Raw genomic sequence first — 21,292 nt, 5'->3', positions numbered from 1 at the left:
GAGATTTGATGTCGGCGACGAAACTTCATTTCTCGCAAGAAACCTTTCTCAGGGCCGCTGGATCACCGCGCCGCCCTTCATCACGAAGACCGGCTTTTCCAGCACGGTGACGTCCGTCAAAGGGTCCCCCGCCACGGCGATCATGTCGCCGTAGTGGCCGGCCGAGACCTGTCCCACATCCTTGCTCTGGCCGAGGGCCTCGGCGGCGGTGATTGTCGCGGCCTGGATGGCCTGCAGGGGCGTAGCGCCATAGCGCACCATCACCGCGAACTGCTTGGCGTTGTCGCCATGCGGATAGATCCCGGCGTCCGTGCCGTAGACCATCTTCACCCCGGCCTTCAGCGCCTTCTTGAAGTTCTGCCGTTGGATCTCGCCGATGTCGCGATCCTTGCGCAGGTTGTCCTCGAGGACCCCGTTCTTCTTGCCCTCGGCCTGAGTGTAGTCGGTGTTGTAGATGTCCATCGAGAAGTAGGCGCCCTTCTGGACCGCCAGCTTGATCCCCTCGTCGTCGACCAGGCTGGCGTGCTCGATGGTGTCCACCCCGGCCCGGACCGCCTCGCGGATGCCCGAGGCGCCGTGGGCGTGGGCGGCGACCTTGAGCCCGGCCATGTGGGCCTCGTCGACAACCGCCCTCATCTCTTCATAGGTCAGTTGCTGCTGGCCGGGCTCGTTGCCGCGCGAGAAGACCCCGCCCGTGGCGCAGATCTTGATCACCTGGGCGCCGTACTTCTTGAGCGTCCGGACGACCTTGCGCGCCTCGTCGGGGCTGTCGCTGTTGAACGGGCTCTTCTCGTCCATCGACGGCGGGAAGAAGGTCGAGTCGCAATGGCCGCCGGTGGCGCCGAACGAGATGGCGGCGGTGACCACGCGCGGCCCGAGCACGTAGCCGGCGTCGATCGCCTCGCGCAGGCCCACGTCGTCATAGTCGGCCGCGCCGACGTTGCGGACCGTCGTGAAGCCCGCCTCGAGCGTCTTCCGCGCGTTGGCGGTCTGCACCACGCTCCAGAAGCGGTCGCTGTACTGCAAGCTGTTGTACCCGCCGATCTCCGCCAGGCTGTCGAGGTGCACGTGCATGTCGATCAGGCCCGGCAGCAGGGTCGCGCCCGGCAGGTCGACCACCTTCGCCCCGGCCGGAACGGCGTCGCCCTTCTTGCCGACGGCGGTGATCCGCCCGTCGGTGACGATGACCAGAGGGTTGTCGACATATTTGCCGGAGGCCACGTCCAGCAGCCGCGCGGCGGTGACCGCCGCGACCTCCGCCGCATGAGCCGACGCCGCGCTCAACAGGCCCGCCAGCAACCCGGCCGCCACAGTCTTGATCCCTTGGTGCATCAGTCCCCCCGTCGAATTCGAGGGGCGACGCTATCACGCTCGCCAGGGACGTCGAGACCAGCTTCGCCGATGGTCTTCCGCACGAGCGCCTTGTCAAAATCGGGCGCACGCCCGCCAGTTTTGCAGACACGCCACAATATCGCCACGCCAAGGTAAAGCTTTGCGTAAACAATTTTCAAATGATGTGGAACAAATCAAATCCAGTATCGCTAATTCTCCAGCTTGGCCAAGCAACTTCACCACATCCACTTCCCCCTAGCGACACCATTCGGAGAATTCATCATGCGGAATGGCAAAGCTTTTCTCATTTCGGCCATTGCTGGCGCCCTGACTCTTGGAGCGGCGGGCGCAGCCTTCGCCGCTTCGGACGCTCGCGAAGACGCGGACAAGGCCCTCTTTGAGATCGCGCGCGGCAATAATTGGCTGGCGACCAACTTGCAGAAGCGCGCCACCGCGGCCGAGCCCACGGTCGAGAACCGCTTCAACCTCGCGACCGGCTACCAACTGACCGGTCGGCTGAACAGCGCCAAGACCTACTACCAGAGCGTCGCGCGTGACGGCCAAGGCGTGACGATCACGCGGGGCTGGCGCGCCGACAGCTTCGACGCCGGTCTCGAAGCCGCGGACCGCCTTCTCTACATCGACTGGCTCCAGAACGGCGCGACGCGCAGCGGCGGCGCCGTGGACGCCACCCAGGCCGCCACGAACGTCTCGGCCACCGTCGGCGGCCCGGGCGAGTATGAGGTGACCGACGACCAGGCGCGCGCCCTGGATCGCCAGGCCCGCGCCGTCGTCCGCTAACGCGACGGACCTCCCCCTTCTCGACCCCGACGCCGCGATGGCTTAAGGGGTCGAGAAGATGGGGACGTGGCGGAATCGGTAGACGCGCCGGACTTAAAATCCGTTGGAGCAATCCGTGTGGGTTCGAGTCCCACCGTCCCTACCAACAACCTCAGCCTCGGCGCGCGCGAGAAACCGGTTTCCAGCCCACACGGCCGCTACCCACGGCCGAGCTGACCGAGGCACTTCTCGCGTCAGCTGAATCGACACTCAGCGCTGCAATAGTCATTTCTCAACGGCTCGACTCTCGCCAGAATTGCGACGGTTTCTGGGAGAGGCTGAGACATACTCGTTGATCGGCGAGCCGATCGGGCGGTGTGTCTTTTGGCGCTCCTGGCGCGGCGAGCGGCTTGCCCAATCGCCGGGCAAGACTATCGTCCGTCCTCTGTTGCGTTCGAGTGCTTGACCCATGGCTGAAGACAAGACCCCCGATCCCGTCGACGTCCACGTCGGGCGCCGGCTGCGTATGAGGCGCAAGGATCTGGGTTATTCCCAGCAAGCGCTGGCCGACGCCCTGGGACTGACGTTCCAGCAGGTGCAGAAGTACGAGGGCGGCGCGAACCGCATCAGCGCCAGCAAGCTGCACGCGACGGCCATGTTCCTCAAGACGCCGATCGGCTTCTTCTTCGAGGGGCTGGACGATCCGGAAGGCGCCGACACCACCGCCGCCGACCTCGCCAACGAGATGGCCGAGTTCTGGTCCACGCCCGGCGGCCCAGAACTGGCGCGCGCCTATGTGGCGATCGAGTCGACCGGCATGCGTCGCCACCTGGCGGACCTGGCCAAGGCGATCGCCGACGACGAATAGGCCTGCTTAAGCCGGGCTCGCCACCAGCTCGATATTGTTGGCCTCGGCCTCTTCCAGCGCCGCCATCAGCTCATTCACCGCCACCTCCAGCTCGGCCGCGTCGCGACCGCGAAGCACCAGGTTGGCGCCATAGACATCCGGCGGGCTGAAGAACGGATAGCTGCCCAGCGACATGTCTGGATGGGCCTTGGCCACCGCTTCCAGCGGCGCGGCGATGACGCCCTCGCCCGTACCGGTGACGCGCACGGTCTTGGACAGCACCACCGCCCCGGTCCGCAGGCGCGGGCCGACGTCCTCCAGCATGCCGCGCATGATCGCCGGCACGCCGGCCAGGACGAAGACGTTCTCCTTCTGGAAGCCGGGCGGCCCCTGCACGGGGTTCTTCACCAGGCTGCCGCCCTCGGGCACGTGCGCCATGCGGCGGCGGGCGGCGTTCGGCTCGCCCCAACGTTCGCGCAGCATGGCCATGATCTCGGGATGCTCGGGCGCGGTGACGCCAAACGCCTTGGCGATCGAGTCGGCGGTGATGTCGTCGTGGGTCGGACCGATGCCGCCGGTGGTGATGACGTAGTCGTACTTGGTCCGCAGCGCGTTGACCGCGTCGATGATCTCCTGCTCGACGTCGGGCACCACGCGGGCTTCGCAGAGATCGACGCCGTAGGTCGCCAGGTACTTGGCGATGGCTGAAAGGTTGGTGTCCTGAGTGCGGCCCGAGAGGATCTCGTCGCCGATGATCATCACCGCCGCCGTCACGCGCTCGGATTGGGTGGCCGTCATCGTCTGGATCCCCTACATCGCCGTCTGGTCTTCGAGGATCGACTTAGGCTTCGCATGCTGCTCCCGCAACCGCTCGTTCGCGGCCGACTGGTGTCGCGCTACAAGCGCTTCTTCGCCGACCTCGTCCTCGACGACGGCCAGGAAGTCACGGCCCACTGCCCCAACCCCGGCGCCATGCTGGGCGTGAAGGACCCGGGCCAGGTCGCCTGGGCCTCATGGTCGCCCGACCCCAAGCGCAAGCTCGCCTACACTCTGCAGATGGTCGAGCAGGGAAACGCTCCCCAAGAAAGCGTATTGGTCGGCGTCAACACTCTGCTGCCCAACAAGCTGGTCGCCGAGGCCCTGGCGGCCGGCGCGATCCCGGAACTCTCCGGCTATGAGACCATCCGTCCGGAGGTGAAGTATGGCGAGGCCAGCCGGGTCGACTTCCTGCTGACCGGCGAAGGCCGCCCGCCCTGCTGGCTGGAGGTCAAGAACTGCCACTTCTCGCGCGTCCCAGGCCTGGCCGAATTCCCCGACTGCAAGGCCGAGCGCTCGACGCGGCACCTCTTGGAACTCGCCGCCCGCGTGGCGCTGGGCGAACGGGCCGTGGCGCTGTTCGTCGTTCAGCGCGAGGATTGCGAGGCGTTCCAGGCCTGCGCCGACCTGGACCCGGCCTTCGCGCGCGGGCTCGACGCGGCGGCGGCGGCGGGCGTGGAGGTGCTGGTCTATGCGTGCGCGATGAACACCGATGCGGTGCGAATCGCGCGCCGCATCTTGTGGACCAACGCTCACCTAACGGCGATTTAAGCTGCAATCGCCACGGCTTCGGTTACCTCTTCACACACCCGCGCGCGAGGGGCGCGGATGTGGGGGAGCGTATGAAGAGGACCGTCCTGGCTCTGACCGTCCTGGCCGTGGCCTTGGCAGGGTGCGGCCGCGCCGACCCGAACAAGCCCGAGAACGGCATGATGACGGGCCTGCGCGCGATCTTCGCGTTCAAGGCCTGCACCTCCGAACTGGAGCGGCGCTTCGGGCTCAAGGAGATCGAAGGCGTCAATTCGGATGACATGGATCCCCAGCCCACCGGCCGCCCGGGCGAGTGGGACGTCAGGTTCACCGCCGACGTCACCGAGAAGGGCTCGGGCCGGGTCACGCGCTACAAGGGAGTCTGCCACGTGCGCCGCGACAAACCCACGACGCTGGACGCGGCCTTCGTCAAGGAGGTCCACGCGGGCGACGGCGTCGTGCGGCGCCTCACCCCGTGACACTCTTGTCCGCCAAAGTCTTGAAATCCGTGCTAGGATGGCGAGATACGCCTTTCCCAGACAAGATCGCCGCCTCCGAGCGGCGGTGACGCCGAGTAGAGCATGACGTTGGACAACACCCTCGAGATCGAAGCCGAAACCCGCACCGGCCAGATCAAGATCCACAAGCCGGAAGACTTCGAGGGCATGCGCCGCGCCGGCAAGCTGGCGGCCGAGTGCCTGGACATGCTGATCCCGCACGTCCAGCCGGGCGTCTCGTCCGACGAACTGGACCGCCTGGCCCGCGAGTTCATCCTGGACCACAAGGCCCTGCCCGCCTGCCTCTACTATCGCGGCTATCCCAAGACGGTGTGCATCTCGCGCAACCACGTCGTCTGCCACGGCATCCCGGGCGAGTGGAGCCTGAAGGAAGGCGACATCGTCAACATCGACGTGACCGTGATCGTCGACGGCTGGCACGGCGACACCTCGCGCATGTACGGCGTCGGCGAGGTCGGTCCGCGCGCCCGTCGCCTGGTCGAGATCACCTACGAAGGCATGAAGCGCGGCCTTGAGGCCGTGAAGCCGGGCGCCACGCTGGGCGACATCGGCTACGCCATCCAGTCCTACGTCGAGGCCCAGCGCTGCAGCGTCGTCCGCGACTTCTGCGGCCACGGCCTGGGCAAAGTGTTCCACGACGCTCCGAACATCCTGCACTTCGGCCGCCCCGGTCAGGGCGCGGTGCTGAAGCCCGGCATGTTCTTCACCGTCGAGCCGATGGTGAACCTGGGCAAGCCCGCCGTGAAGGTGCTGCAGGACGGCTGGACGGCCGTGACCCGCGACAAGTCGCTGTCGGCGCAGTGTGAGCACTCGATCGGCGTGACCGAGGACGGCTACGAGATCTTCACCGCCTCGCCCGCGGGGCTGTTCCAGCCGCCGATCCTGGGCTGATCGCGCCAGGCGCGTGGGTTGCCACTCGACAATTCTGGATTGATTTGACCTACTGACGCCCTCCAGAGTCGAGGGCGGCATGGTCAGCGTTTCATCCCTGACGATCTCCGACGCCGCGGCGGACGAAACGCCGCCGCCGGTCGAGGCCGCTCCCGCCAAGCCCGCCCGTAAGTCCGCTCACGCCCACCACGCCGGCCACCGCGACCGGCTGCGCCAGCGGGCCAAGACGGGCGGCTTCGTCGCCCTGCCCGACTACGAGCTGCTGGAGCTCTACCTCTTCCGCACCTATCCGCGCGGCGACGTCAAACCGCTGGCCAAGGCGCTGCTGAACCGGTTCGGCTCGTTCGGCGGCGTTCTGGGCGCGACGATCGAGGAGCTGGCCACCGTGCCCGGCGTCGGCGAGACGGCAGCGATGGATCTCAAGCTCCTGCACGAAGCGACCTTGCGCGCCGGCCGCGACAAGATCGTCAAGCGGCCGGTCATCTCGTCCTGGAGCGCCCTGCTCGGCTATGTCCGGGTGGCCCTGGCCAACGAGTCGCGCGAGCAATTTCGGGTTCTTTTCCTGGACAAGAAGAACCAGCTCATCGCCGACGAGGTGATGAACCGCGGCACGGTCGATCACGCGCCGGTCTATCCGCGCGAAGTGATGCGCCGGGCTTTGGAACTGTCGTCCAGCAACATCATCATCGTCCACAACCATCCCTCGGGCGACCCGACGCCGTCACGGCCTGACATCGACATGACCAAACAGATCGTCGAGGCCGGAAAAGCCCTGAAGATCGCCGTCCATGATCACTTGGTGGTCGGCCGCGAGGGCGTGGCGAGTTTCAAGGCGCTGGGCTTGATGTGAGGGCTTAAGATGGGTTGACGGCCGCAAGCCGAGCCGTGAGCCTCCGGACGCACACTTGCTCCGGAGTCCGCCTATGCGTCGCCTGCTCACCGTCCTCCTCGGCTCGGCCGCCCTGCTGGGGGGTGTCGCCGACGCCCAAGCCCAGACAACGGCTAAGGCCAAGGCCCCAGCGGCCCCGCCGGCGGTGTCCAAGGCCGACAAGGCGCTGCACGACAAGTTCCTGACGCTGGACACCCACCTCGACACCCCGACCCACTTCGGCCGTCCCGGCTGGAACATCACCGACCGCCACGAGGTCGAGCACGACTTCAGCCAGGTCGACCTGCCGCGCATGAACGAAGGCGGCCTGGATGGCGGGTTCTTCGTGATCTACACCGGCCAGGGCGACCTGACCGCCGAAGCCTACGAGTACGCCCGCAACTACGCCCTGCACCGCGCGATCGAGATCCGCGAAATGCTGGCCGGCAACAAGACCGGCTTCGAGCTGGCCCTCACCTCGGACGACGCCCGCCGGATCAACAAGGCCGGCAAGAAGTTCGCCTTTGTCAGCATGGAGAACAGCTGGCCGCTGGGCGAGGACCTGACCCTCTTGACCACCTTCCACAAGGAAGGCCTGCGGATGGCCGGTCCGGTCCACTTCCGCAACAACCAGCTGGCCGACAGCTCGACCGATCCCAAGGGCAAGATCTGGAACGGCTATTCGCCGCTGGGCCTGCGCTGGCTGGCCGAGGCCAACCGCTTGGGCGTCGTGATCGACGTCAGCCACGCCAGCGACGACGTCGTCGACCAGTCGGTGGCGCTGTCCAAGGTTCCGATCATCGCCTCGCACTCGGGCCCGAAGGCGATCTACAACCACCCGCGCAACCTCGACGACGCCCGCATCAAGAAGATCGCCGACGCCGGCGGCGCGGTCTGCATCAACTCGATCTACCTGACCGACACCACGCCCAGCCCAGAGCGCAAGGCCGCGCTCGACGCCCTGGGCCGCGCGCCGGACATGAAGACCGCCACGCCCGAGATGGTGAAGGCCTATGGCGACAAGCGCGCGGCTATCGACAAGGCCTATCCGGCCCCGCGCGGCGACTTCGACCTCTACATGAAGAGCATGCTGCATGTGCTGAAGGTGGCCGGGCCCAAGGGCGTCTGCGTCGGCGCCGACTGGGACGGCGGCGGCGGCATGGACGGTTTCGAGGACATCACCGACCTGCCCAAGATCACCGCCCGCCTGAAGGCCGAGGGCTATTCCGACGCCGACATCGAAGCCATCTGGAGCGGCAACGTCCTGCGCATCGTCGACGCGGCGCAGGCCTATGCGAAGACGGTGGCGAAGTAGGCTCGCTCCAATCCTCCCCCTAGCGGGGAGGTGTCGGCTCGAAGAGACGACGGAGGGGGAAGAGGCAAAGTCAGTCGGACTTCCCCCTCCGGCGCTTCGCGCCACCTCCCCCCGCTAGGGGGAGGATTTAAGGGCTCGCTGCGTTCGCCACCCCTCCCACACCCGCCAAGCCATAAACGCCACGAACACAAGGCCGTAGGCGATCGGCGGCCGGTGGTCGGCCTTGACCAATAGATAGTAGTGAACGACCCCCAGCGGGACGATCACGTAGATCAGCCTATGCAGGCGGCTCCAGGCCGCGCGGCCCATCCGGATCACCCAGCCGTTGGTCGAGGTCACGGCCAGCGGGATCAGCAACATGAAACCCAGCATGCCCAGGGTGATGAAGGGCCGCTTGAGGATGTCCTTCCACAGCTGGTTCCAGTCGAAGAATAGGTCGACGCCGATGTAGCTGAACAGGTGCAGCACGATGTAGCTGAAGGCGAACAGGCCGATGGTCCGCCGGAAGCGCACCAGGCGGGGCTTTTTCAGGATCCGCGCGGCCGGCGTGACCGCCAGGCCGACCAGCAGAAGACGCAGCCCCCAGACCCCCAGCTCGCGGATCAGCTTCTCGATTGGATTGGCCCCGAGCTCGCCCATGACGCCGCGCCAGGCCAGCCAGACCAGCGGCGCGAAGCACGCCAGCCAGACGAGGCCGTAGACGAGGTTGTCCTGAAGCTTGGAGGGGCGCTTCTTCGCCGGCGCCATCAGTAGAACCGCTTCAGGTCCATGCCCCGGTACATATCCGCCACCCACTCGCCGTAGCCGTTGAACGGCAGGGTCTCGCGGCGGCGGAACTCGCCGATGCGTCGCTCGGTGGCTTGCGACCAGCGGGGGTGGTCCACGGCCGGATTGACGTTGGAATAGAAGCCGTACTCGCGCGGGGCCAGCTTGTTCCAGGCCGTCGTCGGTTGGTTCTCGACCAGGCTGATGCGCACGATCGACTTGATGCCTTTGAAACCGTACTTCCACGGCACGACCAGCCGTAGCGGCGCGCCGTTCTGGTTGGGCAGGACGTCGCCGTAGAGGCCGACCGCCATCAGGGTCAGCGGGTGCATGGCCTCGTCAATTCGAAGTCCTTCGCGATAGGGCCAGTCCAGCGTGTTCCAGGCCTGGCCCGGCATTTCGGAGGGCCGCATCACGGTCTCGAACGCCACGAACTTAGCCTTGGAGGTCGGCCTCACCGAGGCCAGCAGGTCCTTCAGCGGGAAGCCGACCCAAGGGATCACCATCGACCAGCCCTCGACGCAGCGCATGCGGTAGATGCGCTCCTCCAGCTTGTTCTTGCCGATCAGGTCCTCGATGCCGACCGTGCGCGGCGCCTCGCAGGCGCCGTCGATGCGCACCGTCCAGGGACGCGGCTTGAACTTGCTCGAGTTCTCGGCCGGATCGCTCTTGTCGACGCCGAACTCATAGAAGTTGTTGTAGGTGGTGATGTCCTCTTTCGAGGTCGGCTTCTCGGTGGTCGAGAAGCCGCGCGTGAAGGCCAGATCAGCCCGCGCCTCGCCCGCCGCCGCGCCCGCGAGGCCCACCCCGGCGAGCCCCGCCATCAGTGTCCGGCGTCTCAGGTAGAGGCCGTGGTCGGTGACGTCGTTGTCGGTCAGGTCGGGGGCGTGGCGGATCAGCATGGAAACGCTCCGTAAGCGGCTGTCCCTACAGATACGAGCCAGGCCGCCCTTTGGTTACCCGCCGCGTGAAATTCAGTTGGCGTCCCGCATCGCCCGGCGCGCCACCAAGGGCGTGTAGACCTTCGTCAGACCGTCGGCCAAGGCCGCGCGCTCCTGCGGCGACAGGGTGGCGGTGAAGGCGGTCAGGGCGGCCTCGACATTGGCCCGGGCCTGCTGGTCGAGATCACGGGCCGTCGCCAGCCGGCGGCTGACTTCGGCCGGATCATAGCCCGGCGCGCTCAGGGCGTTCAGAGCCGCCTGACGCTCGGCGCGGGCCTGCTGGGTGATGGGGCGGTTGCGGCGGTTGGCCTCGTTGAGCGCTCTGCGGAACGCCTGCCGGCTCTCGGGCGACAAGGCTTCGCCGGCGGAGATCAGTGGCGGACGCAGGCCGCCGGCGCTGGGCGCGGCTTCAGCGGGCGGCGCTGGCTCGCCCCTCGCGACGGGCGCGGCCGGCGGTCGCGCGGCGTGAGGGGGCGGCTTCGGCGTCTCGACGACCGGCGAAGGCGCAGCCGACGGCGCGGGCCGGACGTCGTCAGCCGCCGGACGCGGCGCTACGGCGAGCGCCGCCGTGGGGGACGCGACGGGCGGCGGAGCGGTCAGGCGGACGAAGGCCATCCCGGCCAGGCCGCCGATCAGGAAAACGTTGACGGCGGCCGAGGCGGCCAGGGCGATCATCCAGGCGCGCGATCCGTTCATAGGGCGGCCGGCTCGGCGATGGCGTCTTGCAGAGCGGCCGAGGTGTCGACCGCCGTCACCACGGGCTCGGCGGCTGTCGTGACGGCCACTGGCGCGGCCATCGGGGCCGGACGCCCGGCCGTCACGCCGACAAGCACGCCCGCGAAGGCCGCCGCCGACAGGCCGAGCGCGGCGCTGAGACCCGCGATCCAGCGTCGACCGCCCCCAGCCGGTTGCGGCGCGGCCGAGATCAGACGGCCCATCAAGGCGGCGTCAGGACTTTGGGCGGGGGCCAGGTCGAGCAGGCGATCCAGTTGCGCGGCGGCGGCCAGCACGGGCGTCAGACGCCCGGCCTCCGAGGCCAGCAAGGCGCGCGCGGCCTCGCGCTCGCCTTCCGGCCAGCGGGCGATGTCGCCGCCATAGATCTCGGCCAGGTCCTCGAACCTTTCGAGAGACATCATGACCACGCCTCCTTCATCCGCCCGTCCCCCGCAGATCCGCCAGCGACGCCTTCAACGCCCGACGCCCCCGCGAGAGCAGGCTTTCCAGGGCCTCGACGCTGATCTCCATCAGCGCCGCGGCCTCGATATTGCCGAGCCCTTGGTGGTGGCAAAGCACGATCGCCTCGCGCTGGCGCGGGGCCAGCGCCGCCAGCGCCGCCTCGACCCGTCGCGAGACCTCCGCCCCCATCAAGCCCGCGTCCGGCGCGGGTCCGGTGTCGACCTGCTCCGGCGGCGCGTCCGTCGCGATCTCGCGCCGACGCCGCAGGCGATCGTAGCATAGGTTCAGCGCCACCCGGTGCAGCCAGGTGTCGAACCGCGCGCCGCCCGGCTTCCAGGCCCTGGCCTGTTTCCAGGCGCGCAGAAACGTCTCCTGCGCCACGTCCTCGGCCTCGCCGGGATCGTTCAGCATCCGCCGAGCCAGGGCGAGGACGCGCGGCAGGCGTCGGTCCAGCAGCTGTCGCACCGCGGCGGGTTCGCCTCGGCTCACCCCCGCCAGCAGGACCTCGTCGGGATCGTTCCCGTCGGACGCCAAGCTTCAACCCGCCGCGCACGCCGCCATCAGACCCCGACCTTGGCCTTGCCGGACTTGGCCTGCAACTCCTCCATCGTCAGGATCCCGTCGTTGTTGGCGTCCATGCGCTTGAACCGCATGGCCAGCACGTCGCCGGCTTCGGCGCGCGACAGCGAGCCGTCCTTGTCCTTGTCGAAGCGGGCGAACATCCGCTTGCCGCGCTTGCCGGCCTTGGTCGCCTGGGCGTCGGCCTTGGCGTTGCTCTCGCGGAAGGCGGCGAACTCCTCGGGCGAGATCTTGTCGTCCTTGTTGGCGTCCAGGCGGTCGAACATCTTGTCGGCGTTCTTGGCCTGGAACTGCTCCAGGGTCATGCCAGAGGGGGCGCTGGTCTGGGCCAGCGCCGGCGCCGCCACGGCCAGCACAGCGCCGGCGGCGATCAGGGTGCGTTTGATCATTGTCTTCAAGGTCTCCGAAGCTGGAAGGCCCGTCCCGGAGAGTGGAACGCGTGGCGGGGAGGATTCCGTCGCGCGCTTGATCAAGAATTGCGCGCCCTCCGGCGTGATGCGGATAGGCGACGTGACGGAGGGGGCGTCACCCCTTACCCCCTCACCACCGCCTCATAGGCCGCCCGGGCCTCGGCCTTGGCCTTGGCCAGCTTGGGCTTCAGCGACTTGAACTGACCGACATGGCCGGCCTTGGCCAGCAGGGCCTTGAAGGCCTTGGGCTCGGCCTCGGGGTCGCCGCCATCCTCTAGGGCGACCTTGATCAGTTGCGAAAGATCCTGCTCCAGCCGCCAGGCCGTCTCGAGGCGCGAGAGGGCTCCGTCGTCCGCCAGCCCCGCCTCGCGCAGGGCCGCCAGGGCTTCGCCCGTGTTCTGGCGCAGAGGCCCGCCGTCGGCGGCGTGAGCCAGTTGCAGGAACTGGGCGGCGAACTCGATGTCCACCAGGCCGCCGGGATCAAGCTTCAAGTCCCAGTCGCCCTTGCCCGGCCGCTCGCGCTCCATCAGCTGGCGCATTTCCACGACGTCGGCGGCCGTCTTCTTCGGATCGCGCGCGCGCCGCAAGGCGGCCGCGATCGCGCCCTCCGCGCGCTCCCGGAACGCCTCGGAGCTGGCCCAGACCACCCGCGCGCGGGTCAGGGCCAGCAACTCCCAGGTCTCGGCCTCGCGCTCGTAATAGTCCTCGAAGGCGGCGAAGCTGACCGCCACCGGCCCCTTGGTCCCCGACGGCCGCAGCTTCAGGTCGACCTCGTACAGCGTCCCCTCGCCTGTCGGCGCCGACAAGGCCGAGGTCAGGCGCTGGGTGAAGCGGGCGTAGAACACATCGGCGCTCCACTCCTTGATCGCCGACATCCCCGAGGGGTCGTCGGCGGCGTAGAGGGTCATCAGGTCGAGGTCCGACTTGGCGGTCATCTCGCGCGAGCCGGCCTTGCCCAGGGCGACGACCGCCACCTCGCCTGGGAAGGCGCCGCCGATCCGCTCGACCTCGGCCAGGGCGGCGGGCGCCAGGCCGCCGATGATCAGGTCGGCCAGCTCGGCGAAGGCCCGCCCGATGTCGCGGGCGTCGGCGCTGCCGCTCATCACCCGCACGCCGATCCGAAAGCTCTGGTCGCGGAACAGGCGCCGGGCGGCGTCCATCGCGCCCTCGAAGTCCTCCGGGTCCCAGGGCGCGACGATCGGCGTCTCGATGGGGCCGAAGAAGCTGGGATCCAGCAGGGCGTCCAGCGCCGTCGGCCGCTTGGCCATGGTCGAGGCCAGGCGCGGGGCGAAGGCCATGACCTCGACGATCAGCTCGAACAGGCGCGGCTGGGCCAGGAACAGCGACTGGATCTGCACGCCCGAGGACAGGCGGCTGAAAAAGTCGGCGAAGCGGTTGAAGGCCTGATCCGGCGCGCCGGTCGCGTTGGCGGCGTCCAAGAGGCGCGGGGCCAGGCGCGTGAACAGTTCCCGCCCTCGCTCGGTGCGGGTGGCGGCGATGTGGCCGTGGTGCCAGCTGCGGATGGTGGCGGCGACGCGTTCGGGGCTGGAGAAGCCCATGCGCTTGAGGGTCGCCAGGGTCTCGGGGTCGTCGTCGACGCCGGTGAAGACCAGGCTGCCGAAGCGCGAGGACAGCTCCTCCTCGCCCGCGAACAGCCGACCGTAGCGCAGGTTGACGCCTTTCAGGATCTTGCCGACGGCGGCGTCGAAGCTGCGCAGGTTTCCCTCTCCCCACAACGCCGCCACGCGCTTGCGGTCGGCGTCGGACTCCGGGAGCTTGTGGGTCTGGTCGTCGGCGATCATCTGGGCGCGGTGCTCCAGCGCCCGCAGGTCCTTGTAGGCCTGGGTCAGCCACGCGGCGTCATCGGCCTTGACGTGGCCGGCCTCCGCCAGCGCGGCCAGGGCGTCCAGGGTGCGGGGGCTGCGCAGGTCCGGCTGGCGGCCGCCCAGGATCAACTGCTGGGTCTGGACGAAGAACTCGATCTCGCGAATGCCGCCGCGCCCCAACTTCAGGTCCGCGCCCTTGGCCGTCAGGCGGTCGTCGACCTTGTAGGTGTGGATCTGGCGCTTGATCGAGTGGATGTCGGCGATGGCCGCGAAGTCGAGGTTTCGCCGCCAGATGAACGGCTGCAATTCCTCGAGGAAGGCGCGCCCCTCGGCGAGGTCGCCGGCCGCGATCCGGGCCTTGATGTGCGCCGCGCGCTCCCAGTTCTGGCCGACGCTCTCGTAGTAGTCCATCGCCGCGTCGACTGGCATGGCCGGCGGGGTCGAGGACGGGTCGGGGCGCAGGCGCAGGTCGATGCGGAAGACATAGCCGTCGCCGGTGCGCTCCTGCAGGACCCGGCCCAGGTGGTTGGCGATCCGCACCGCCACGGCCTGGGGCTCGTGCCCTTCGGTGACCGGCAGTTTCTCGGGCGCGTAGAAGATCGAGAAGTCGATGTCGCTGGAGTAGTTCAGCTCGAACGCGCCGTGCTTGCCCATGGCCACGCAGAAGAGGCCGGGCGCGGGCCCCTCTCCTCCGGTTCCGACATGGGTCAGGGCGCCGCGATCGACCTCCTGGCGCACGGCCTGGGCCAGGGCGGCGTGAAGCACCGCGTCGGCGAAGCGGGTCAGGGCGCCGGTGACCTGGTCCAGGTCCCAGACGCCCGACAGGTCGCACAGCGCGGTCAGCAGGTGCAGGTCGGCCTTCAGCTCGCGCAGAACCCGGCGGGCGGTCTCGAAGTCCGGTTCGACGGCGACCGCCTCGGCGGCGGCCAGGATCTCGGCGAGGCGCGCCTCGGGCTCGGCTTCCAGCAAGGACGGCAAGCGAATCCCGTCCCGCCGCGCCAGGCTGGTCAGATAGGGCGAGGCGGCGAACACCGGCGCGAGCGCCGGCCAAGCGGCCTCGACCACCGGAAAAGCCTCGCCGACCCGCTTGGCGATCGCCTCGCGGGCGCGCTCGGCGGCCTTGGTATCGACGATGGGGCCACAGGGCGTCAGCTGATCAGCGAGGCGAGTCATGGCGGCACCGTCGCGCGACGCCGCCACGGGGGCAAGATCAGGTCGCGCGCGCCATGCGATCGTACAGCTCGGCGATGGTCATCACCGCCGTGCGGGCCTCTTCCAGGTCGGGAACCTCGCGGTCGTCGCCATAGCCGTAGGCGTCGCTGGCGCCGACCTGCTGGAAGACGATCCCGTCCCGGCGCGGCAGCACCGAGACGTGCTTGTAGTAGAGGCCGTAGCGCAGCTCGGGCTGAGGGATCAGCCAGGCGATCTGGCCACGCACCGGGATGACGCTTTCGTCTTTCCACAGGGCCCGCGCGCCATATCCCGTGCAGTTGACGATCACCGGCTCCTTCAGGGCCGTGAGCTCGCCGGGCGTGTTGAACTTGCGGACCTCGATCCGCCCGCCCGCCAGCAGGAAGTCGGTCATCAGCACGTGGGCGTATTCGGTGACGTTGAACTGCAGCGCCGCGCCGCGACGCACATTGGCGACCGGAAAGGGATTGTCGGCCGCCGCCACAGGCGTCTGCCGGGGCATGATGTCCCGCACGCGATCGGCGTATTCGACAAAGCGGGGCGCGCCCCCGCCGCTGTCGTCATGGCGAGAGGCGGGAGGGCCGTCGGACAGGCTGTATCGGTCGCTCCACTCCACCGGCGCGCCGGCCAGGCCGACATAGTCCTGGAAGGTCCGGAACGAGGTGCGGCACATGCCTTCCCAGAGCTCGGGGAACCCGGCCGCCACCTCCCCCTCGGCGGCGATGCGGGAGTCCGGAGACCAGGTGCCCGTGGCCCGCGACGAGCGGGTGTCGGCCAGGCGATCGGCGGCGTAGATGGTGACATTGGCGCCGGCTCGACGCAGCACCGTGGCCGTGGTCAGGCCCAGCGCGCCGCAGCCGATCACGGCCACGTCGCGGGCGCCGCCGGCCAGGGCCTTGCGGACGGCGATCTCGGCCGAACCCCAGGACAGCGACCAGCCGCTGCCGCCGTGGCCGTAGTTATGGACGACGGTCTTGTCGCCGACGGCCTCGACGTCGAGGCGGGGCCCGGCCTTGCGGAACGGACGCAGGCACACCGTCACGCGGGTTATCCGGTCCAGCTCGGCCCGGATGGCCGGCAACGGCGGCGGCCTTGCGACAGACCCGAGCCTTGCGGCCGGCCCGGTTACGCAACCCGCCAGGCCCGACGCGCCAAACCCGCCCAGGCCCGCGAGGACCGCGCGCCGCCCCAGTGTCGCCATCCCCATCGTCACGCCCGTTCACGATTGTCCCGAAGTCCTCAGTTGAGCCTCATCGGCGCCTGGGGTCATCCCGGGCCCGAGCCATCAGGACCAGAATTCCGGCGATCGCCGAGCGATTGAGCGACATTGTTCGGCTCAGCACGCGCGGAGAGGCGCGGCGCGTCACACGACGGCTTGACGCGCCAAATTACAATTGTAACCATCAAGGTCGAGGAAACGGCAGGAACCGCCCGCGAATGATCGAGCTCTTCGCCCTAGCCCTGATCCGCGCCCAGGTGGCGGCCGCCGCGGCGGTGCTGCTGATCATCGTCTTGCGGCCGTTCGCGCGCCAACTGTTCGGACCGCGCCGGGCCTACGGCCTGTGGATCATCGCGCCTGCCGCCGCCGCAGCGGCCTTCTTCCCCAGCCTGGCCGAGACCATGGACCTGGGCGCGCCGGCCCGGCCCCTCGGCGCCTGGGCGCCCAAGCTGGTGATGCTGTGGCTGATGGGCTGCCTGATCGCCACGGCCATCCTGGTTCTGCGCGAGCATCTGTTCCGCCGCAAGGTTCGCCAGGGCGTCGCCGGTCCCGCCGTCATGGGCGCGCTGTGGCCGCGGATCGTCCTGCCCTCGGACTTCGCCCAGCGGTTCGACGCCCGCGAGCGCGAGATGATCCAGCTGCACGAGCGCACCCACATCAATCGCGGCGACCCGATCGCCAACCTGGCCATCGCCGTGTTCGGCGTGCTGGGCTGGTGCAGCCCGGCGGTCGCCATCGCCCAGCGCCTGGTCCGTATCGATCAGGAGCTGGCCTGCGACGCCACGGTCGTGGCCCTGCGCTCGAATATCCGCGCCGACTACGCCAAGGCGCTGATGAAGGCGCAGATGAGCGTCTCCACCTCGCCTCTGGCCTGTGGCTGGGCCACCCATCCGCTGATCCTGCGGGTGTCGCTGCTGAACCGTCGCGAGCCCAGCCTGACGCGTGACGTGACCGGCTTTCTGACGATGACCTTCCTGGCGATCGCGGCCATGGCCATCGTCTGGAGCGTCGCCCCGCGCGGTCCCGACTATGGCGACCTGACCCCCAGCTACGCGCCGCAGATGGACCCCTACACCGGCGCGATCACCTGGGTGGCGGAGCCGCGATAGACGGCTGGGCCGCCTTCTCTACTCCACGCGGGGCAGAAGCAGCGCCACCCGAAGGCCGGGGCCGGTGCCGTTGTACTCGCCGGGTCCCTCGGACAGCTCCAGCCGGCCGCCGTGCGAGGCCGCGACGGCCTGAACGAGGGAGAGGCCAAGCCCCGCCCCCGGTTCGCTGCGGCTGTTCTCCAGGCGAACGAAGCGCTGGACCACGCGGGCGCGGTCGGCCTCGGGCACGCCAGGGCCGGTGTCGGTGACCGAGAACTCCAGTTCGCCCGACGAGGTGCGCCGCGCGCGAAGCATGATCGCCCCGCCCTCGGGCGTGTACTTGATGGCGTTGTCGAGGATGTTGGCCAGCGCCTGGGCCAGGAACTCGCGATTGCCCTTGATCGACAGGGCCGGCGTGATCTCGGCCTTGAAGTCGAGGCCCTTGTCCTCGCACGACAGCTCGTAGAGCTCGGCCATGTCGCCGGCCAGTTCCGAGGCGTCGAACACGCGCTGGTCCGGCGCGGCGCCCGCCGCCTGCAGGCGGGCGATGGACAGCACGGCGTTGAAAGTCTTCAGCACGCCGTCCGCGTCGGCCAGGGCGGTTTCGAGCGCCGCCACCGGGTCGCCCTTGCCGTTCTCGGCGTCGATCAGGGCGACCTCCATCCGCGCCCGCAGGCGGGTCAGGGGCGAGCGCAGGTCGTGGGCGATGGCGTCACCGGCGTGGCGCAGGCCGCCCATCAGGCGCTCGATCCGGTCGAGCATGTCGTTCAGGCCCTCGGCCAGCTCGTCATATTCGTCACGGGTGCCGCGCACCCTGGCGCGCGCGTGCAGGTCGCCGGCCCGCACGTCGTTGACCACGTCGACCAGGCCCTGCATCGAGCGGCTGACGTTGCGGCTGATCAGCACCCCGCCCGCCAGGCCCAGCAGGATGACCAGCGCCCCCGCGCCCCACAGCGCCCGGACGATCTTGCGGACATAGGCCTCGGAAGCGTCGACGTCGGCGCCGACGAACAGGATCTCGCCGTGATCGAGCCGCTGCTGCACGCCACGGGCGGCGGCCTTGACCTCGGCGCCGTCCGGGTCGGTCTCGGTGACCTTGAAGCTGGCCCATTCGGGGCCGTCCCCCGAGAAGTTGGAGACCGGCGACTCCTCGATGGAGCCCGAGATGCGCTTGCCGGTCTGGTCGGCCAGGAAATAGAGGAACGGCCGCTCGCCCGTCGCGCGTTCGACGATGGTCTGGTTCAGCGCGTCGACGCCGCCCTGGCGGTAGGCCGCCTCGAGGCTCTCGAACTCGCGGCTGATCTCGGCCTGGGCGCGCCGGTTCACCTCGCCCGCCGTGGCCACGTAGATGTAACCCAGGAAGGCGCTGGCCGCCGCAGCGAACAGCGCCAGGAACAGCAGGGTCAGCCGGAACGGCGTGGTGCGGAGGAGGCGCGGCAGACGCATGACAGGTCCCGGCGGCTAGACCGCCGCCACCTACGGATCCAGCCGGTAGCCGGCGCCACGCACCGTCTGCAGCATCGCTCGGTCGAAACCCTTGTCGATCTTGCTGCGCAGGCGCGAGATGTGAACGTCGATGACGTTGGTTTGCGGGTCGAAGTGATACTCCCAGACCTTCTCCAGCAGCATCGTGCGGGTCACCGATTGGCCGGCGTGGCGCATCATGAACTCCAGCAGTTGGAATTCACGCGGCTGCAGGTCGATCTCCTTGCCCTGACGGTGGACCGTCCGGTTGATCAGGTTCATCTCGAGCTCGCCGACCTTCAGGGTCGTGGCCACGGCGCCCGTCTCGCGACGGCGCGACAGGGCCTCGACGCGGGCCATCAGCTCGGGGAAGGCGTAGGGCTTGACCAGATAGTCGTCGGCCCCGGCGCGCAGGCCGGTGACGCGGTCGTTGATTTCGCCCAGGGCCGAGAGGAACAGCACCGGCGTCTGGTCGCCCTCGCGGCGCAGCGTCTCGACCACTTGCACGCCGTCCATCTTCGGCATCATCCGGTCGACGATCAGCACATCGAAGCCGCCCTTCTGGGCGACGCCCAGGCCGGCCTCGCCGTCGGGCGCGTGCTCGACCTCATAGCCGGCTTCGGTGAGGCCGTGCGCCATGGCACCGGCGGCTTCCAGGTCGTCTTCGATAATCAGAATACGCATCAGCGAGCCCCTCATGCGCCCGGACAGAATGGCGGAACGCTCGACGTTCCCCCGATTCTGCGCCATCGCGCGATAGTTGTTGGGGAAATAACGTTTTCGGCGATCCGCGTAACTTAAACCTTGGTCAGAAACGAAAAAGCCCCGCTCCGGCGAACCGGAGCGGGGCTGTCTCGCTCAGAGAAACGTCAGCTTACGGCGCGATCTTCAGCGGCACGAAGACCGGACGGTTCCCACGGATCACCTTAACCAGGACGCCCGTGCGGCCGACCTTCTTGGCGGCCGCGACGGCGGCGTTGACGTCAGCGGCGCTCGTCACCGGCGCGCCGTTGATGTTGGCCAGCACGTCGCCCTTGGCCAGGCCCTTCTCGCCCGCGTCGCTGTCGCCCTTCACGCCGGTGATCAGCAGACCCTTGATCTCGCTGTCGATCTTGTAGGTCTGACGCGCGGCCGCGTCGATCGGGGCCAGGGTCAGGCCCAGGGCCTCGATCCGCTGGGTGGCGGGCTTGTCCGGCGCGGGCGCGCCGCCGTTGTCCTGATCCTGATCGTCTTCGTTGGCGGTTAGGGCGTTCTCCGACGGACGCGTGCCCGAACGGACATCGACGATGCGCGGCTTGCCGTCGCGCAGGATCGACATCTTGATGATCTCGCCAGGACGCGCCTTGGCGACCTCACGAGTCAGTTCCGAACGGTCGGCGACCTTCACGCCGTTGACGCCCACCAAGATGTCGTCGGGCAGCAGGCCGGCCTTGGCGGCGGGCCCGCCGGCGACGACCTCGGCGACGATGGCGCCCTTGACGTCCTTCAGGCCCATCGCTTCCGCGGCCTCGGCGTTGAAGTCCTGGATGCTGACGCCGATGTAGCCGCGCACCACCTTGCCGCCGGCGATCAGCTGCTTGGCGGTGTCCTCCGCGACGTCGGCGGGAATGGCGAAGCCGATGCCGACCGAGCCGCCCGACGGCGAATAGATGGCGCTGTTGACGCCGATCACCCGGCCGTAGATGTCGAAGCTGGGACCACCCGAGTTGCCCCGATTGATGGGCGCGTCGATCTGGATGTAGTTGACGAACGACGAGGTCGTGTCGCCCAGGTTCCGGCCATAGGCCGAGATGATGCCGGCCGTGGCGGTGCCGCCCAGGCCGAAGGGGTTGCCGATGGTGATGACCCAGTCGCCGACGCGCGGCTTGGCCTGGTTCTCGAAGTTCACATACGGGAACTCGGTGTTCTTGCTCTTCGGATCGACGACCTTGATCACCGCCAGGTCCGTACCCTCGTCGCGGCCCACCAGGGTGGCCTTCAGCTCGCGGCCGTCCTTCATCACCACCTGGATGTCGTCGGCGTCGGCCACGACGTGGTTGTTGGTGACGATGTAGCCGTCAGCCGAGATGAAGAAGCCCGAACCGGCCGATTGCTGCTTCGGCGTGGCGGGCGTGTCGCCGTCATCGCCGTCCTGGCCTTGGCCCTGACCGGGCGCCTTCTTGCCACGCGGCACGATATCGAAGCCCTCGAAGCCCGGGATCCGCAGCGGCTGCGGCGAGGCCTTCGAGGTCACGTTGATCTGCACGACCGCGGGCGAGACCTTTTCGAAGATGTCGGCGAACGACATCGGCGCGCCAGGCGGCGGCGCGAAGGCCGGGGCGCTGGCGACGTTCGTGCGGACGACCTGAGCCTCGGCGGCGTCCGCCGTTCCCATGCGCATCCCAACGCCCGCCAGGGCCGCGCAGGCGACGCCCGCGCCGGCCACGGCGCCCACAATGAAACCCGACTTCCTAGCGGTCATTCTCGTCTTTCCTCACCCGCGCGTCTCACGCGCGGTCCCTTACGTCTCAAGCCGC

The 21,292-nt window shown here is 68.7% G+C and carries 21 protein-coding genes and 1 tRNA gene; 9 read left to right on the top strand and 13 right to left on the bottom strand.

Annotated features, from left to right (window positions below):
- Positions 1-48 precede the first annotated feature (48 nt).
- On the bottom strand, positions 49-1,332 hold the full coding sequence (locus CSEG_RS05175; RefSeq protein WP_013078204.1) for a Xaa-Pro dipeptidase: 1,284 nt from the start codon (positions 1,330-1,332) through the stop codon (positions 49-51).
- Between the two features lie 282 nt (positions 1,333-1,614).
- Between CSEG_RS05175 and CSEG_RS05170 the strand changes: the two genes are divergently transcribed.
- The 3 genes from CSEG_RS05170 to CSEG_RS05160 all read left to right on the top strand — a co-directional run bounded on the left by CSEG_RS05170 (position 1,615) and on the right by CSEG_RS05160 (position 2,980).
- Positions 1,615-2,133, top strand: coding sequence for a hypothetical protein (locus CSEG_RS05170; RefSeq protein WP_013078203.1), 519 nt, complete (start codon positions 1,615-1,617; stop codon positions 2,131-2,133).
- A gap of 60 nt (positions 2,134-2,193) precedes the next feature.
- Positions 2,194-2,278: transfer RNA gene (locus tag CSEG_RS05165), tRNA-Leu, on the top strand.
- 303 nt (positions 2,279-2,581) lie between these two features.
- The gene (locus tag CSEG_RS05160; protein WP_013078202.1) at positions 2,582-2,980 is read left to right on the top strand and encodes a helix-turn-helix domain-containing protein; all 399 of its coding nucleotides are present in this window, start codon (positions 2,582-2,584) and stop codon (positions 2,978-2,980) included.
- Between the two features lie 6 nt (positions 2,981-2,986).
- Here CSEG_RS05160 and CSEG_RS05155 read toward each other — a convergent pair whose 3' ends face one another.
- Positions 2,987-3,757: a competence/damage-inducible protein A gene (locus tag CSEG_RS05155; protein ID WP_013078201.1), complete on the bottom strand. Its 771-nt coding sequence runs from the start codon at positions 3,755-3,757 to the stop codon at positions 2,987-2,989.
- A gap of 54 nt (positions 3,758-3,811) precedes the next feature.
- Between CSEG_RS05155 and sfsA the strand changes: the two genes are divergently transcribed.
- From sfsA to CSEG_RS05130, 5 genes are all read left to right on the top strand, one after another.
- Positions 3,812-4,546: a DNA/RNA nuclease SfsA gene (gene sfsA / locus CSEG_RS05150; RefSeq protein WP_013078200.1), complete on the top strand. Its 735-nt coding sequence runs from the start codon at positions 3,812-3,814 to the stop codon at positions 4,544-4,546.
- A gap of 71 nt (positions 4,547-4,617) precedes the next feature.
- Positions 4,618-5,004, top strand: coding sequence for a hypothetical protein (locus CSEG_RS05145; protein ID WP_013078199.1), 387 nt, complete (start codon positions 4,618-4,620; stop codon positions 5,002-5,004).
- A gap of 102 nt (positions 5,005-5,106) precedes the next feature.
- Positions 5,107-5,934 carry a type I methionyl aminopeptidase gene (map, locus tag CSEG_RS05140; protein WP_013078198.1) on the top strand — a complete coding sequence of 276 codons (828 nt, stop codon included), beginning with the start codon at positions 5,107-5,109 and terminating at the stop codon, positions 5,932-5,934.
- Between the two features lie 79 nt (positions 5,935-6,013).
- A complete protein-coding gene (gene radC, locus CSEG_RS05135; RefSeq protein ID WP_013078197.1) occupies positions 6,014-6,784 on the top strand; it encodes a RadC family protein in 771 nt (256 codons plus the stop codon).
- A gap of 73 nt (positions 6,785-6,857) precedes the next feature.
- Positions 6,858-8,117, top strand: a complete 1,260-nt coding sequence (locus tag CSEG_RS05130; protein ID WP_013078196.1) for a dipeptidase — start codon at positions 6,858-6,860, stop codon at positions 8,115-8,117.
- Positions 8,118-8,231: 114 nt separating this feature from the next.
- Here CSEG_RS05130 and msrQ read toward each other — a convergent pair whose 3' ends face one another.
- From msrQ to CSEG_RS05090, 8 genes are all read right to left on the bottom strand, one after another.
- Positions 8,232-8,864: a protein-methionine-sulfoxide reductase heme-binding subunit MsrQ gene (gene msrQ / locus CSEG_RS05125; RefSeq protein ID WP_013078195.1), complete on the bottom strand. Its 633-nt coding sequence runs from the start codon at positions 8,862-8,864 to the stop codon at positions 8,232-8,234.
- Entirely contained in the window at positions 8,864-9,784 is a 921-nt protein-coding gene (gene msrP, locus CSEG_RS05120) for a protein-methionine-sulfoxide reductase catalytic subunit MsrP (protein WP_013078194.1), read from the bottom strand. The genes msrQ and msrP overlap by 1 nt, the downstream gene beginning before the upstream one ends.
- 72 nt (positions 9,785-9,856) lie before the next feature.
- A complete protein-coding gene (locus CSEG_RS05115; protein WP_013078193.1) occupies positions 9,857-10,519 on the bottom strand; it encodes a periplasmic heavy metal sensor in 663 nt (220 codons plus the stop codon).
- Positions 10,516-10,959 carry a hypothetical protein gene (locus CSEG_RS05110; protein ID WP_013078192.1) on the bottom strand — a complete coding sequence of 148 codons (444 nt, stop codon included), beginning with the start codon at positions 10,957-10,959 and terminating at the stop codon, positions 10,516-10,518. The genes CSEG_RS05115 and CSEG_RS05110 overlap by 4 nt, the downstream gene beginning before the upstream one ends.
- A 13-nt stretch (positions 10,960-10,972) precedes the next feature.
- Entirely contained in the window at positions 10,973-11,533 is a 561-nt protein-coding gene (locus CSEG_RS05105) for an RNA polymerase sigma factor (RefSeq protein WP_013078191.1), read from the bottom strand.
- 26 nt (positions 11,534-11,559) lie between these two features.
- A complete protein-coding gene (locus tag CSEG_RS05100) occupies positions 11,560-11,967 on the bottom strand; it encodes an EF-hand domain-containing protein (RefSeq protein WP_013078190.1) in 408 nt (135 codons plus the stop codon).
- Positions 11,968-12,110: 143 nt separating this feature from the next.
- The gene (locus CSEG_RS05095) at positions 12,111-14,987 is read right to left on the bottom strand and encodes a bifunctional [glutamine synthetase] adenylyltransferase/[glutamine synthetase]-adenylyl-L-tyrosine phosphorylase (RefSeq protein WP_013078189.1); all 2,877 of its coding nucleotides are present in this window, start codon (positions 14,985-14,987) and stop codon (positions 12,111-12,113) included.
- Between the two features lie 37 nt (positions 14,988-15,024).
- Positions 15,025-16,086 (bottom strand): FAD-dependent oxidoreductase, encoded by a 1,062-nt coding sequence (locus CSEG_RS05090; RefSeq protein ID WP_013078188.1) that lies wholly within the window; start codon positions 16,084-16,086, stop codon positions 15,025-15,027.
- Between the two features lie 356 nt (positions 16,087-16,442).
- Between CSEG_RS05090 and CSEG_RS05085 the strand changes: the two genes are divergently transcribed.
- Positions 16,443-17,333 carry a M56 family metallopeptidase gene (locus CSEG_RS05085; RefSeq protein ID WP_013078187.1) on the top strand — a complete coding sequence of 297 codons (891 nt, stop codon included), beginning with the start codon at positions 16,443-16,445 and terminating at the stop codon, positions 17,331-17,333.
- 18 nt (positions 17,334-17,351) lie between these two features.
- Here the strand turns inward: CSEG_RS05085 and uczS are convergent, their stop codons facing one another.
- From uczS to CSEG_RS05070, 3 genes are all read right to left on the bottom strand, one after another.
- Positions 17,352-18,758, bottom strand: coding sequence for a two-component system sensor histidine kinase UczS (gene uczS, locus CSEG_RS05080; protein WP_013078186.1), 1,407 nt, complete (start codon positions 18,756-18,758; stop codon positions 17,352-17,354).
- A gap of 30 nt (positions 18,759-18,788) precedes the next feature.
- Positions 18,789-19,460 (bottom strand): two-component system response regulator UczR, encoded by a 672-nt coding sequence (gene uczR / locus CSEG_RS05075; RefSeq protein WP_013078185.1) that lies wholly within the window; start codon positions 19,458-19,460, stop codon positions 18,789-18,791.
- A gap of 190 nt (positions 19,461-19,650) precedes the next feature.
- On the bottom strand, positions 19,651-21,237 hold the full coding sequence (locus tag CSEG_RS05070) for a Do family serine endopeptidase (protein ID WP_013078184.1): 1,587 nt from the start codon (positions 21,235-21,237) through the stop codon (positions 19,651-19,653).
- Between the last annotated feature and the right edge of the window lie 55 nt (positions 21,238-21,292).

The organism is Caulobacter segnis ATCC 21756, from assembly GCF_000092285.1.
Taxonomy (GTDB): Bacteria; Pseudomonadota; Alphaproteobacteria; order Caulobacterales; family Caulobacteraceae; genus Caulobacter; species Caulobacter segnis.
The sequence above is the reverse complement of the archived record's forward strand: the minus strand, read 5'-3'. Positions and strand labels throughout refer to the sequence as shown.